Consider the following 15143-nt stretch of genomic DNA (forward strand, 5'->3'; position numbering starts at 1 on the left):
CTCTGGATAAAATTTAAATATGCAAATTCTTTTAAATTTATATATTTAAATTTTAAAGGAGAGAGATGAACGAAGTTAATGACAACGAAGAACAATTTGTCGAAGTAAAGACAAGAGAGATAAATAGCAATTTTTACAACTATTTCATCGCATTTGCGTGTTTCTCTTGGTCGGTTTTTCAGCTTTATATAGCGTATTTCCCACTAAATACTAACATTTCGCGCTCTATTCACCTAGCCTTTGCGGTTGGGCTTGTATTTTTGCTCTATCCAGTCACTTTTCATAAAAAGGCTCACTCAAGTTTGCCACTTTACGACCTAGTTTTTTGCGTGGTAGGCGTTGTTGCCGTGCTTTATCCAGCGGTTTATTTTTATGAGCTAGCTGATAGGACAGGGGATTATATCACTCAAGATATCGTCATATCGTTTTTGGCGATCATCGTCTTACTTGAGGCTGGCAGACGTGTCATGGGACCAGCGCTTCCTATCATTTGTATATTATTTTTGATATATGATCACTTTGGCCCTTATATGCCAGATATCATCGCTCATCAAGGCGCTAGCTTTGAAAAGATCGCAGGGCACATGTTTTTGACGACTGAGGGCGTCTTTGGCGTGCCTATTGGCGTTAGTGTTAGCTTTATCTACCTTTTTGTTCTTTTTGGCTCATTGCTTGAGCGAGCAGGCGCTGGACAATACTTTATAAATTTAGCCTTTTCTCTTCTTGGCAAATATAGAGGTGGCCCAGCTAAGGCTTCAGTCATCGCAAGTGGCCTAACTGGCATGGTCTCAGGTAGCTCCACAGCAAATGTTGTAACCGTTGGTACATTTACCATACCACTTATGAAAAAAGCTGGCCTTTCACGCACAAAAGCTGGAGCTATCGAGGTTGCAGCTGGCGTAAATGGACAGCTCATGCCACCTATCATGGGTGCGGCTGCTTTTATCATCGCTGAGTTTTTAGGTATGACATATACAAATGTCATGATGGCAGCGGTTATCCCAGCATTTGCTTGTTATTTGTCACTATTTTTCATCGTGCATTTAGAGAGCGTCAAGCTTGGACTAAAAGGCATAAATCAGAGCGAATTTCACTCAAGATTTAAAATTTTTGTAAGTGGCCTTCACTATATAACGCCTATTTTGATCCTGCTTTATACGCTTTTAATAGCAAAAGAGTCAGCCATAGCTGCAGCGTTTAATGCGATTGGATTTTTATTTTTGATAATGATCTTTCAAGAGCCAACTAAAAAGCTAGCTTCAGGAGAAAAAGTAGGGCTAAACGACGTGCTTCTTGGCTTTGAGGATATATTTTGGGCGATGGTCGCAGCTGCAAAGAGCATGACTACAATAGCTATCGCAACCGCGCTTGCAGGCATCATCGTGGGTTCTATCTCGCTAACTGGCCTTGGTCAGGTGCTCTCTGATCTAGTCGAGCTTTTAGCAGGCGATAATATCATGATGATCCTAGTTTTAACAGCGCTTATGTCGCTAATCCTTGGCATGGGTCTTCCAACGACAGCAAACTACATCGTCGTCTCAAGCCTTGTAGCGCCAGTTATCTTGTTTTTAGCGCATAAAAATGGCTTTTTAATCCCAGCCATCGCCGTGCATCTTTTTGTATTTTACTTTGGAATTTTAGCCGATGACACACCACCAGTTGGCATCGCAGCCTACGCAGCAGCGGGCATCGCTAAAGCAAATCCAATAACCGTTGGTGTTCAAGGATTTTTTTACGATCTAAGAACGGCGATCTTGCCATTTGCCTTTTTCTTTAACAACAAACTTATGCTAATTGAGAGCATAAACACGAGCGATCCGCTTGATTCAAAAGGGATAGTTTGGATGAGCAATCCGCTTGAAATTTTGCTCGTCTTTGGCATGGCGATCGTGGGAATGTTTGCCTTTTCTAGCTTGCTACAAGGCTACTACGTCACAAAGCTTAGGATTTGGGAGAGAGTGCTACTTATCCCTGTCGTGCCACTAGCTCTTGTGCCAAATATCTGCGTGAAATTTGGTCTGATGCCAAACGAATACACAGCCTACATCGTGGCAGCTGCTCTTTATGGCTTTGTCTTTATGACTCAGTGGGGCATAAAAGATAAACCGCTTGATCAAATAAGAGCGATTTAACACTAGGCAAGAGCCCTCTTGCCTAAACTTTTAAATTTATTTATAAATTTCTATTGATTTTGTAAAAAGTGAGAATTTAGGCTTTAAAAGCCTAAAGTTCAAAGCTGTTTTGAGCGTTTTAGATCGCCTGCAAACTCGCAAGACATCTTATCGTTTAGTTTGCAGCCTTTTTCTAAGAAGGTGTAAGCCTCTTTAAATTTCTTAGCTTCTATTAGTATCGAGCCTATCATACCGCAAGAGTAGCCGTCGTTTTGCTCGCAAGCTTTGTTAAAAAGCTCTCTTGCCTTTTGCGGATCATTATCTAGATAAATTCCACCAGCTGCTGAGCAACCCTCTTTTTCGCCACCTTGACAAGCTTTGTTGTAAAACTCTAACGCTTTGTTGCTATCTGGCACGTCAGTTTTGCCAATCTGGTAGATCGCACCTGCTGTTACGCATGATCTTGCGTCATTTGCTGCGCAACCTGCTTCAAATTTAGATAAAGCCTCAGTGAAATTTGAGTCAGCATAAGCTTTCAAGCCATCTTCAAAGTCGCCTGCTAGAGCGCAAGCTGCAAGAAGTGAGATAAAAATCATTTTTTTCATTAAATTCTCCTTTTGTAAAGTAATATGCAATTTTAACATATTAAATTTACACTTACTTGATGAAAAATAATTACGATTTTAAAATTTGCTCTTGCTCTTTGTAATCAGGCATGATGGCTTCTATAAATTTATAAAAGCTGCTTTGATGATGCGGATAGAGCAGGTGGGCGAGCTCGTGAAGCACGACGTATCGCACGGCTGAGAGCGGTTTTTCTATAAGCCTTAGGCTTAAGTTTATATAGCCTTTTTTGTGGTTGCAGCTGCCCCATCGAGTTTTGCTATCTCTTATGACGATGCGACTAACTGGCTTATTGATATGAGGTTGATAGCAGCTTACAAGCTCTAAAAATAGCTCTTTTGCTCTTACTTTTTTAAAGCGCTCAAGTGCCTTTAAATTTGGCGTTATGATAAATTTATCTTCAAAAAATGGCAGTTTTACGCTCTCATCAAATTTGATCTTATAAATTTGCCCAAGAAATTTCATCTCATCATCTTTTGGCAAATTTAAAAGAGCTTTTTTATATGAGTTTTCAAGCCAAATTCTGTGCGTCTCTAGAAAACTAATAGCCATCTTTTGCGTGCTGTAAAATGGCATAGAAAGCGTGATCTTAGCGTCCTTGCCAACTCTTAGTCGCATAGCCTTTACATTCGTTTTAAAATTTATTAAAACGCTTAAGCCATAAAAGTCTAAATTTAAGCTCTTTTGCCTCAAACTAGGCGTTTTTCTTGCCACTTTTTGCTTCTCCAGCGCCATGTATTTGCAAGGCCTCTTAGCCACTCATCAGCGCAAAATCCTATCCAAACGCCAATGATGCCCCAGCCAAGGTGTATGCCTAAGAAATATCCAAGCGGCAGCGAAAGCCCCCACATAAAGATAAGCCCAGTTGCTAGCGGGAATTTCGCGTCGCCACTTGCACGAAGGGCATTTACGATGACGATGTTAAAGGTTCTGCCAGCTTCTAGCACGATCGAGAGCGTAAAGAGTGGTAACATTATCTTGCGCAAGCCCTCATCTAAATTTAGCGCGTCCATGATCTTATACTTTAAGGCGTAGGCGATCAAAACGACGACGAGCGTGATAGAAATGCCAAGCCACAAGGCTTTAAAAGTCCTTGTATAGGCCTCGTTAAACTCGCTAGCTCCCACTAAATGCCCCACGATGACCTCGTTTGCCACGCTGATACTCGCTCCACAAAGCAAGATAAGAAGCGTGATCTGAAAGTAGATAGTTTGCACGCTAAGAGTTGCCTCGCCCATGCTCGCGATAAAGCCAAATGCGACCATGTATTGCGCCATCCAGAGTAAATTTTCGCCAGCACTTGGCAAGCCAACTGAGAGTATTTTCTTTAAAATTCCAAACGGCACGACAAGCAGTTTGCTAAGATAAATTTTAACTTTTGCCACGCGTATGAGCATATAAAGTAGGACAAAAACGCCTATTAGCCTGCCCACAAATGTCGAGATAGCAACACCTTGCAGGCCTAAATTTGGCAGATCAAACCAGCCAAAAAGAGCGATGGCGTTGCCAAATATGGTGATGATGTTCATCAAAACTGAAGTTAGCATCACAGCAGTTGCTAGGTTATAGACGCGAAGCACCGCAGCTAGCACCATGCCGATGCCATCAAAGAGCAATGCAAAGCCAAGGATGTGAAGGTATGAAAAGCTATCGTTTATGAGATCATTTGGCACATTTAGTAAATTTAAGATGTTGTAGCCAAAGACGTAGATGATGATGGCTGAGAAGATACCAAAGACCGTATTTGACGTGATGCTTGCGTGTATGACGTTTGAGGCTAGCTCGTTTTGCTTTGCTCCAAGTGCTTGTGCGACGACGACTGAGCAGCCCATGCTTAAAAAGTTAAAAATGGTCATAAAAAGATCCATCACTTGATTGCCCGCACCCATGGCGCCAACTAGATGCACACTCACTTTTGTCACCATGTAGGTGTTTATGATGAGTGTTATAAAGTGCAAAAACATATCTAAAAATATAGGGACGACCAGTTTTTTCATAGAAAGGTTCATAAATTTCTCCTTTTTTAAATTTAGGGGCGATTATAGCCAAATTAGGTTTTAGCTCCCTTTTGATATAATCCAAAAAATTTAAAATTTGAGAGAAAAATGGCATTAATCGACCTAATAGACGTAAGTAAAAAATTTGGCGCAAATGAAATTTTAAACAGTGTAAGTCTTAGCGTAAATGAAAATGAAAAGATAGCTATCATCGGCAAAAACGGCAGTGGCAAGAGCACGCTTATGAAGATCATCTCTGGCGAGGTGGCAGCAGATAGCGGAAGACGCATAGTGCAGAGCTTAATAAGCGTCGAGATGCTAGCGCAAAATCCAAATTTTAACGCCACATTTAGCGTAAGAGATGCGCTAAATAACGAGCTAAAAGAGATATTTGACGCGATAAGCGAGTATGAAAAAAGTGGCGTCTTGCTAGCAAATGATCCTGAAAACAAAGAAATTTTAAAAGAGCAAGAGAGGCTTTTAAAATTTATAGAGGCAAAAGACGGCTGGAATATCGAGCACAAGATCGAGCGAATTTTGCAAGAATTTAAGCTAAAAGAGTATGAAAACAGACCCATTTGCTCACTAAGTGGTGGCGAGATCAGGCGCGTGGCACTGGGCGCTCTCATCCTTAAAAAGCCAGATGTGCTTTTGCTTGATGAGCCTACAAACCACCTTGACGTCTATATGGTCAAATTTCTTGAAGATATGCTTAAAAGCTCAAATCAAAGCATAGTTTTTATAAGCCACGATAGGTATTTTATCGATGCTCTGGCAACTAGGTGCGTTGAGGTCGAGGATGCAAGCTTAAAAAATTTTGAGGGCGGATATGCAAACTATCTAACCAAAAAAGAGGAAATTTTAGCAAGCCTTGCAAAGTCGCATGAGACGCTGCTAAAACAGCTAAAGGCCGAAGAGGAGTGGCTAAGGCGCGGCGTAAAAGCTAGGCTAAAGCGAAACGAGGGCAGAAAAGAGCGGGTGCTCGCCATGCGCGAGGAGGCTAAGAAAAACCCAGGTGTGATAAGGCGCGTGAGGCTAGAGCTTGAGCGTGCGAGTAAAAATTTCAACCAAACGCAGAGCCAAAACCGCAAGAAAATGCTCTTTGAGTTTAAAAATTTAAGCAAAAGTATAGACGGCAAGGTACTTTTTGAAAAATTTGACGCAAGAATCTTGCAGGGCGAGAGGATAGCCATAGTTGGGCGAAATGGCAGCGGAAAGAGCACTTTGCTTAAAATTTTGCTAGGACTTGAAAAGCAAAGTAGTGGCGAGATAAAAAGAGGCGAGGTGAGTATCGGCTACTTTGATCAAGCTAGAAATGTCCTTGATGATGATAAGAGCCTTATAGAGACATTTTGCCCAAATGGTGGCGATCACGTGCTGGTTCGTGGGCGAAATATGCATGTTTATGGCTATCTTAAAAATTTCCTCTTTCCAAAGGAGTTTTTAGATAAAAAGATAGGCGTTTTAAGTGGTGGCGAGAAAAACCGCGTTGCACTTGCGATGCTTTTTACCAAAACTTACGACGTACTGGTGCTTGACGAGCCGACAAATGACCTTGACATCGCAACTATCAACATCTTAGAGGACTACTTGCAAAGCTTTGAGGGGGCTATCTTGCTAGTTAGCCACGATAGATATTTTGTCGATAAGATGGCAAATAAGCTTTGGGCGTTTGAGGGGACAAAGATAAATGTCTTGCACGAAGAGTATAGCGTCTATTTGGAGCTTGAAGATGAGATGAAAGAGCTTGATAAATTTGAAAAAGAGCTAACAAATAGCCAAAATGAAGCCAAGCAAAAGAGTAAATCTGGCGCAAAACTAAGCTATAAACAGACGCAAATTTTAAACACATATCCAGATAAAATTTCAGCCCTTGAAGCAAGAGTGGCTGAGCTAAACGAGGGGCTTAGCGATCCAAAAATTTATCAAGAAGTGGGGCTAACCAAGCTTTATGAAGAGCTAGAAAGCACAAAAGCCGAGCTTGAAAGCCTAGAAAATGAGTATTTTGAAGTGCTTGAGATCGCCGAGGAGCTAGAGTAGCTTGAAAAAGATCGGTAGGATAAGCGCGCTAAATACGAGAGTTGTTAGGCAAAATTTAGCCACAAGCATGAGCCTTTTGATAGGTAAAGAGAGATTTAGCGGGGTGTTTTCACCAGAGATAGAAAAATATGAAGTAGGCGATCTAGTCCGGATAAAATATAAGAGGGTTGGATTTTTAAATAAGATAGAGAGCATTAGGCTAATCGCGACAAATAGAGAAAATTCGGACTTATATGAAAGGTTAAAAAATTTATTTTATATGATTATGTTTTTTTATTTTTCTCTTTTTTTATCGATGGTGATTTATTATGTGGTTTTAAAGAATTTTAGTATTATTGGAGCTATTTTGGCATTATATGCTGTTTGGCTACTGAATACAGCAGTTAGGATAGTATATTATAGGCTTATGATATTTAGATATTTTATATTTGGATAGAACTTTGAAATTTAAATGTATGAAAGGTTTGTGGCTTGATAAGGTCGCTAAATTTATTTGAAACGGAGCTAAAATGCTAAAAAAACATCCGCTAATCACCACATTACTTGCCATAGTTGTAATATTTTTTGCTGTCTATTTTTTTATCTTTGGGTTAGTTTCTATTTTAGATGACGACATTGGCGATAGTAAAGAGCTAAATAATAGCTTTTTTTACGTCAAAGATGACAAGGTCTATGCCTTGGTGCCAAGCGGCGGTAAATTTGAGCTAATAGGCGTGAGGGCCAGCAAATTTAGATACATTGACACTGGCAAATACGACAACAGAAACGTTGGCGCTAGCGATAAGGCGGTATATTGCGGTAATCTCGTGATGAGTGGGCTTAGCCCTAAGAGCGTTAGAGCGCTTGGTAATGGCTACTTTGGCGATGGCAATGTAACATATTTTTGCGATAGCGTAAGCGAGACAAACCTCGAAATATCCGCACTTAAAGAGTTTTGGGACATCTTCTCGCACAAAATGTTTAATACCCCAAAAGCGCAAACTCATATCTATAAATTTAGGCAGGTTGATAACGCAAATTTAGCAGCGATCTTGGGCTTTGGCTATGCAAGCGACGGCGTGAAGGTCTATCATGAGGGCAAAGAGCTAGAGGGCGCAAATGCCAGCAAAATGCGTTATATCGAGCAGGTATCTGGCAGAAAGAGCGTGCATTTTACGACTGATGGGGAAAATGTCTATTATGACAGCACAAAGCTAGGGATCAAATTTAACCCACAAATGCGTGATATCGGCGAGATATGGCGCATTCACTATCTTTATGAACCAAATTCTGGCATGGTCTATGCAAATGATCATGAATTTGACCCCAAATTTGCCCCATACGAGCCACTTTTTAACCTAAAAGATGAGCATGCCTATCACGCTCTTTTTCGCGGCAAAGGCGGGATCTATCACTGGGAGCGAAAGTGGCAGTGGTATAACAGCATAGATGAGGGCGAGTTTGTAAGAGACGGCGATGATCCATTTAAAGGCGAGATAACGCCGCTATATGGCGACGTGGTGATAAGTGATGGCAAGACATATTTTTTAAAAACCTATGAAATTTGGCACAACACAAAAAATAACCACAGCCTAAGCTCACGCCACACGTCTATCGTAAGGCTTGATACAAAAGAGCAGTGGCGAAAGATCGGCTTTGTAAGAAACGATGGCTATGGCGCGGTCTATGCAAACGGCGATAAGACATATTATTTTGATAACGTCGGCTACGGCTGGCGTTTTAACAGCAGCATTTATGATATAAACGACCTTGGCGTGGTTGAAATCCTCACTCGTCCTTATGACTCAAATGTTGAGAATTTAAAACTAGATGAGATAGTAAAAATGGTAGATCAAGGCGCTATGGTACCAGCTGAGGGCGAGGTGGTGATCGATGCGATAAGCGACTTTGATGATTACTCACAAAAATATGCCTACTGGATATTTTTAGCCATTGCATTTGTGCTCTCGGTAGTTGGCGCTATTTTTAAAAGCAAAAATCAAAAAAGCGAGCTTAAAAAAAGAGTGGATGACTATAGATAATGAGAAAAATTACTATTAGATTTGTTTATTTTTTAGTCATCTTGACGCTATTTTTTGTTTTGGCGATGCTTTATCTGTGGCATGAGGGCGAGTATCAAAGAAGCTTTGCAAACATTGATAATAGCGAGTTTTACCGCTCGCCTGAGGGTAAAATTTACGTTCAAATTTCAGGTAGTGGCAAGTATGAGCTAAAAGGCGTTGATGAGGCTAGTTTTAGGGTCTTAAAGCTAAAACACGCATACGACTACTCAAACGTGGGAGCTGATAAAAACAGTGTCTATTGCGCTAGAGAAATTTTGCCAGGACTTGATCCAAAAAGTGCCAAAGTGCTTGGCAATGGCTATCTAAGTGATGGCAAGATAAGCTATTATTGCGCTACTAGAAGCGAGAAAGAGGCGGGATTTGGCGAATTTAGTTCTATTATGAAAAACATTGCTCACACCTTTATAAAAAGCTACGATGATAGCTCATATTTTTACAGGACAAAAAGGGTCGAAAGCACAAATTTAGAGCCTATATTTGACGCTGGCTTTGCAAGAGATGGCGGCACGCTTTACTACAAGGGCGAAAAGCTTGACGCAGATCCTAGCGAGCTAAGATACATCACAACAGAAAATGGCGCTGCTAGCGGATATTACACAGATGGCAAAAGCTTGTTTATGGGCTTTTATAGGCTCGATGCAAGTTACTCAGATGAGACGCGCCGGATATGCTACGATGCTAAGCACGATATAGAATATCTTTTTGAGCCAAAAAGTGGGGCGGTGTTTGCAAATGAGCATAAATTTAGCGCTCAAAATATGCCTTATAGCGCCATTTATAGCGTGGATAACGTGCATTCGTTTTGGCCTCTTTTTGCCAGCAAAGATGGAATTTACTTTTGGGATGGCAGTAAAAACGAGCAGGCTAAAATTTCAGACTACCAGCTAAAAGGCGAGCTAAAAAGGCTCTATGCTGACGTTTTTGTAGATGATAGCTCAGCATATTTTTTACAACAAGGCGAAGAGTGGCAGCGCTCAAAGCACGGCAGGCACTTAGTGGCACAAACCGTCTCTTTGTATAAATTTGCCCCAAGCTCATCATGGCGCGAGATAGGACTGGTAAAAGATGGCGAGTATGGCGCGGTCTATGCAAACGGCGATAAGGTCTATTTTTTTAGCAGTATAAAGCCATTTTATGGCATTAGACATAGCGTTTATGAGGTGGCAGATCTTAGCGTCATAGAAATTTTAACAAGGCCGTCTAAAGAGCTTAGCGCAAAAGATATCAGCGAGATGATAAAGCGCGGCGAGCTAGTGGAGGCAAGCGGCGAAGAGGTCGCTAGATCTAGGATAGAGTTTGACTCGCCAAAGATCATCTTGTATATCACATTTGGCATCGCTTTTTTCGTCATAGTGCTAACAACTCTTGCAAAACCAAAGAGAGATGAAAGAGACTTGAGATAAATTTCAAAGTGGCTATTTTTGGTGGTTAAAGCTTAAAATTTCATAAAAATTTAAAGAGAAAATTTGACCTATTTACTCTTTTTTGTTATTTTAAGGCAAAACTGAAATTTATAAAAAGGAGAAAAATGTTTAAATTTCAAAGGTCAAAATTTAACAACTCAGTATTTATCCCATCGCTTGTTATCATATTTTTAATAGCGGCATTTGCAGCGATATTTCCAAATTTCTCAAATGAGTTTTTTAAGGGTATGCAAAACTACATCGCGGCCAAATTTGGCTGGTTTTATATCCTAGTCGTTGCCGTCATACTGCTAAGCGTCATCATTCTTGGCTTTAGTAAGCTTGGCGAGATCAAGCTTGGAGCTGACCATGTAAAGCCAGAGCACAAAAATATCTCGTGGTTTTCTATGCTTTTTGCCGCTGGCATGGGCATAGGTCTAGTATTTTTTGGTGTGGCCGAGCCGCTCATGCACTATCTAAACCCACCAGTTGGCGACGCGCAAACTATCGCAGCGCAAAAGCTTGCGTTGAATATCACATTTTTTCACTGGGGCATGGGCGCATGGTCAGTTTATGCTATCGTAGCGCTAATTCTAGCCTTTTTCTCGTATAGACACGGCTTGCCACTAACGCTTAGATCGGCGTTTTATCCGATCATCGGAGATAAAATTTACGGCAAGATAGGTAGCGCCATCGATACATTTGCCGTCGTGGCGACGCTTTTTGGCGTGGCGACGTCGCTGGGATACGGCGTACTTCAGGTAAATGCCGGACTTACACACGTTTTTGGCCTGCCAACTATGCACATCACGCTTTTAATAGTGCTTTGCCTAGCTGCGACCATCTCAGCGGCAAGTGGCGTAGATAAGGGTATCAAAATCTTATCAAACGCAAATATCGCGCTAGCTATATGTTTTATGTTTTTGATACTATTTTTGGGCGATACGACGCAGCTTTTAAAGTCGTTTGTGCAAAACAGTGGCGACTACGTCTCTACGCTCATTTCAAACACTTTTAACCTCTACGCCTATGAGAGGCAAAACGAGAGCTGGCTTGGCGGCTGGACGCTGCTATACTGGGCTTGGTGGCTATCTTGGTCGCCGTTTGTGGGGCTATTTATCGCTAAAATTTCAAAGGGCAGGACGATAAGAGAATTTGTGATCGGCGTGCTTTTAGTGCCAACTGGCTTTACTTTTGCCTGGATGAGCTTTTTTGGTAACTCAGCGATTGCGCTTGTTCAAAATGGCTTTAGCGAGCTAGCGACCACGGTAAATTCTGACTCAGCCTCAGCACTTTTTATGTTTTTAGAAAAATTTAGCTTCTCAGGCGTGCTAAGCACCATCGCAGTCTTTATGATCGTCATATTTTTTGTCACTTCCGCCGACTCTGCGGCGATCGTTATGAACATGCTTTGCTCAAATGGCAAGGATGATACACCAGTTTGGCAAAAGGTCTTTTGGGGCGTTACAGTGGGCGTCGTGGCGGCATTTTTGATGCTAGCTGGTGGTCTTGGCTCACTTCAGGCACTTACGATTACGACAGCACTGCCATTTTCCATAGTGCTACTTGGCGCCATTTACGGGCTATTTAAGGCGTTACGTGTGGATCTAACCAAAAAAGAGACAAATAACTTTAGCAACATGCCCATTAGTGATCTTTCAAAGCCGTGGCAAGAACGTCTAAGTGCGATCATTACGCTACCAGGCAAGAAAGATGGCAAGAAATTTTTAAATGAAGTCGTGCTAAAAGCTTTTAATGAGCTAAAAGAGGAATTTGCCAAAAACGGCCTTGAAGCAAAGGTCACAAATGGCGAAAATTTTGTAAATTTAAATGTCGGACTTGGCGACGAGATGGACTTTAGATATGGCGTCTATCTCACCAAGAGCCAGAGCCCAGACTACACCAGGGAGCTTGAGGGCGACGATCTTTACTATAGGGCTGAAGTCTATCTAAAAGAGGGCGGTCAGGACTACGACGTGCTTGGCTGGAGCGAAGCTACGCTGATAAACGACGTCATCGAGCAATACCGCAAACACATGCAGTTTTTACACGTTGTTAGAGAGTAAATTTGAGTGAAATTTGATTGATTTTCAACAAAACGCATGCGGCACGATAGTGCTATCGCATGCACCTCTAACGTTGTCGGGGGTTAGGGGATTGTTAAAGGGGGAAGGGAGCTCTTTTGCTTCGCGAGCTCGCAACTGCAAGCAGACCGTAACCCAAGTCCCCTTGTCTCCCTTTTGAATAAAAAGAATTTTACCCATAAAAATAAAAATAAATTCCGTCCAAAAAAGTCCTAAAATTTAGCAAAAAAGTCAAATTTACACGCAAGCATCGCCTTTTGCTAGCAAAATTTAATCATTTTTTTTATATAATCCAAATTTTTCACAAAGGTAGATAATATGGATAGAAAATCGTGGAGTTCGAGACTTACATACATTTTAGCTGTTGCAGGGGCTACGGTCGGCTTTGGCGCGACGTGGCGGTTTCCTTACTTGGTCGGTCAAAACGGCGGTGGGGCCTATGTTTTGGTATTTTGCATAGCGATGATAGTCATTGGTATTCCTATGATTTTGGTTGAAAATGCCATCGGCAGGCGTCTAAAATGCAACGCCGTTGATGCATTTGGTGGCACAGTAAATGGCAAAAAGATCAGCAAAAAGTGGCAGATAGTGGGCTGGATGGGGCTTGTTGGCGCATTTGGCATCATGGCTTATTATATGGTTATCGGAGGCTGGGTCTTAAACTATATCGCTCAAATTTCATTTGGCTTGCTTGATCTCTCGCACATCGTGAGCTTTGAGCAAACTAGCGCATTTTACGAGCAAAATATCGTTAGCAATCCGCTAGCCATCAGCTTTGCGACTCTTGTTTTTGTTCTGGTTAATTACGCTATCTTGGTGCAAGGTGCAGTTGGCGGTATCGAGCGTTCGGCAAAATATCTAATGCCGCTTCTTTTTATCCTAATGCTCGTCATGATCGCTAAAAACATCACGCTTGAAGGTGCTATGGAGGGTGTGAAATTTTATCTAACGCCTGATTTTTCAAAGATAAGCTTAAAGCTTTTTGTCGAGGTTTTGGGGCAGGTTTTCTTTGCGCTTTCGCTTGGATTTGGCGTGATGATAACGCTCTCAAGCTTTGTTAAAAAGGACGAAGGGCTGGTTAAAATTTCTATCATCACAGGCATCTTAAACACCGTCATAGCCGTGCTTGCTGGCTTTATGATATTCCCGTCGCTCTTTAGCTACGGCGTCTCACCAGATAGTGGTCCTAGCCTAGTTTTCAAGTCGCTTCCGATCGTCTTTTCGCACATGCCGTTTGGCGGATTTTTCGCGGTGGCGTTTTTCGCGCTTCTTATGATCGCTGCGCTTACGACGTCGTTACCGATATATGAAGTGATCATTACTACGCTACAAGAAAAATTTAAGATAAAGCGCAAAAAAGCGATATTTTTAGTGCTTAGCGTCATTTTCGTGCTAGGTAATTTACCATCACTAATGGCTACAAATTTACTAAGCCACGTCACAGTTTTTGGTAAAAATATCTTTGACGCATACGACGCGATAAGTGCTACGATATTTTTCGTGCTAACCTCACTTGGATGCGCGATATTTGTCGGCTGGGTGCTAAAAGATGAAGCGAAAAAAGAGATATTGCAAGGCAGTGAAAAGTATGCAAAACTTATAAACATTTGGTTTTTCTACATCAAATTTATCGTGCCTTTTGTCATTTTGGTGCTATTTATCAGTAGCTTTTACGACAACTTTTTGAAGTGAAATATGCGCGAGCTTGTAAATTTTAATAGCACTGAGCGCCTAAGACTTAGCGTAGAGGATAAAGCTTTGGTTAGCGTGAGTCTAAAAGGCGCTAAAACAAAGCAGAGCAAGAAAGAATTTGCAAGCGAGCAAGAGGCTAAAAAAGCCTGCGTAAAAAAAGAGTGGGAGAGCCTAAAAAAAGGCTTTGTTCTGAAAGATAGCGAGGCAAAAACAGGTGAAGCGTGCTTGCACGTTTATATCGGTGGTGGATATACTGGAGCGCTCTCGTTTGCCAGCTTAAGAGATGAAATTTATGTTTATAAAAGTGGTGGTCAAAAAGATGGCGGCAAGCCTAGTGATCTTTTAGTAAGACTAGATAAAAGCGGTGCTATAAAAGAGCAGATCGCCTTGCCAAAGCCACTTGTGTGGGACGCCCACTGCGTAGGTGAAAATTTACTCTTAGACCTTGATCATGAAATTTACATTTTTGAGCCAAATGGAGCTAAATTTCGTGAAATTTTAGCCGAGCAAAATGTTAAGAAAAATAGCGAGATAGCGAGCTTTATCTGTGCTTCAAATAATATGGCTATTTTTGGTATGTTTGGGCAAATTTTTGCCTTTAAAAATGGCGAAATTTCAAAGATCGGTGAGTATAAATGTAGCGAAAAAAGCCACGTGCCGATACTTTGCGCAGCTCTTAGTATTGACGCTAGCGTGCTTGCGCTTTGCACCAAAGAAAATGAGCTGCAAATTTTAAACGCAAAAAATGGTGAAATTTTAAGCGAGCTAAGAGCCGAATTTGGCGCGCTTGATAAAATTTGCTTTTTGGACGAAAAGATACTTTTGGTTAGGCAGTATCTTGAAAACAAGCTATTTTGCCTTGATATAAAGAGCGCAAAAGTGACAAAACAGCCTTGGATAAAGGACGAGTATCTAAGAGCGAGCGAGTTTTGCATTGACGCCGTAGCTGACAAGCTTGTGGTGATAGATCAAAGCAGAGCCTACGCCGTCGATCTACAAAGTGGCGATGTGATGGCGGAATTTACGCTAGATCATGTCGTAAAGAGCTGTGAGGCTAAATTTATAGATGGCAAGCTCGCAGTTAGAACGGACTATGGCTGCTTTAGTCTTTATGAAATTTAAGGGAGAA

Annotated in this window: 11 protein-coding genes; 8 read left to right on the forward strand and 3 right to left on the reverse strand. The window is 41.5% G+C overall.

Annotated elements, in window-relative coordinates; genetic code table 11:
* Nucleotides 1–65 precede the first annotated feature (65 nt).
* Nucleotides 66–2132 carry a TRAP transporter permease gene (locus CVS91_RS00235; protein WP_107829449.1) on the forward strand — a complete coding sequence of 689 codons (2067 nt, stop codon included), beginning with the start codon at nt 66–68 and terminating at the stop codon, nt 2130–2132.
* Nucleotides 2133–2230: 98 nt separating this feature from the next.
* Here the strand turns inward: CVS91_RS00235 and CVS91_RS00240 are convergent, their stop codons facing one another.
* The 3 genes from CVS91_RS00240 to CVS91_RS00250 form a co-directional block, all read right to left on the reverse strand.
* On the reverse strand, nt 2231–2716 hold the full coding sequence (locus CVS91_RS00240) for a tetratricopeptide repeat protein (RefSeq protein WP_021093085.1): 486 nt from the start codon (nt 2714–2716) through the stop codon (nt 2231–2233).
* 70 nt (nt 2717–2786) lie between these two features.
* Nucleotides 2787–3494 carry a M48 family metallopeptidase gene (locus tag CVS91_RS00245; protein ID WP_234409633.1) on the reverse strand — a complete coding sequence of 236 codons (708 nt, stop codon included), beginning with the start codon at nt 3492–3494 and terminating at the stop codon, nt 2787–2789.
* Nucleotides 3425–4744: an MATE family efflux transporter gene (locus tag CVS91_RS00250; RefSeq protein ID WP_107829453.1), complete on the reverse strand. Its 1320-nt coding sequence runs from the start codon at nt 4742–4744 to the stop codon at nt 3425–3427. The genes CVS91_RS00245 and CVS91_RS00250 overlap by 70 nt, the downstream gene beginning before the upstream one ends.
* A gap of 96 nt (nt 4745–4840) precedes the next feature.
* Here CVS91_RS00250 and abc-f point away from each other — a divergent pair, with 96 nt between their 5' ends.
* From abc-f to CVS91_RS00285, 7 genes are all read left to right on the forward strand, one after another.
* The gene (gene abc-f, locus CVS91_RS00255) at nt 4841–6772 is read left to right on the forward strand and encodes a ribosomal protection-like ABC-F family protein (RefSeq protein WP_107829455.1); all 1932 of its coding nucleotides are present in this window, start codon (nt 4841–4843) and stop codon (nt 6770–6772) included.
* Between the two features lies 1 nt (nt 6773).
* On the forward strand, nt 6774–7208 hold the full coding sequence (locus CVS91_RS00260; protein WP_107829457.1) for a hypothetical protein: 435 nt from the start codon (nt 6774–6776) through the stop codon (nt 7206–7208).
* 73 nt (nt 7209–7281) lie between these two features.
* Complete coding sequence (locus tag CVS91_RS00265; protein WP_107829459.1) at nt 7282–8793, forward strand: DKNYY domain-containing protein; 1512 nt, start codon at nt 7282–7284, stop codon at nt 8791–8793.
* Nucleotides 8793–10238: a DKNYY domain-containing protein gene (locus tag CVS91_RS00270; RefSeq protein WP_107829461.1), complete on the forward strand. Its 1446-nt coding sequence runs from the start codon at nt 8793–8795 to the stop codon at nt 10236–10238. The genes CVS91_RS00265 and CVS91_RS00270 overlap by 1 nt, the downstream gene beginning before the upstream one ends.
* A gap of 125 nt (nt 10239–10363) precedes the next feature.
* Entirely contained in the window at nt 10364–12304 is a 1941-nt protein-coding gene (locus CVS91_RS00275; RefSeq protein ID WP_107829463.1) for a BCCT family transporter, read from the forward strand.
* Nucleotides 12305–12640: 336 nt separating this feature from the next.
* Entirely contained in the window at nt 12641–14014 is a 1374-nt protein-coding gene (locus tag CVS91_RS00280; protein ID WP_107829465.1) for a sodium-dependent transporter, read from the forward strand.
* A 3-nt stretch (nt 14015–14017) separates the two neighbouring features.
* Nucleotides 14018–15136, forward strand: coding sequence for a hypothetical protein (locus CVS91_RS00285; RefSeq protein ID WP_107829467.1), 1119 nt, complete (start codon nt 14018–14020; stop codon nt 15134–15136).
* Nucleotides 15137–15143 lie beyond the last annotated feature (7 nt).

It is taken from the genome of Campylobacter concisus (genome assembly GCF_003048985.1).
Lineage (GTDB): Bacteria > Campylobacterota > Campylobacteria > Campylobacterales > Campylobacteraceae > Campylobacter_A > Campylobacter_A concisus_AY.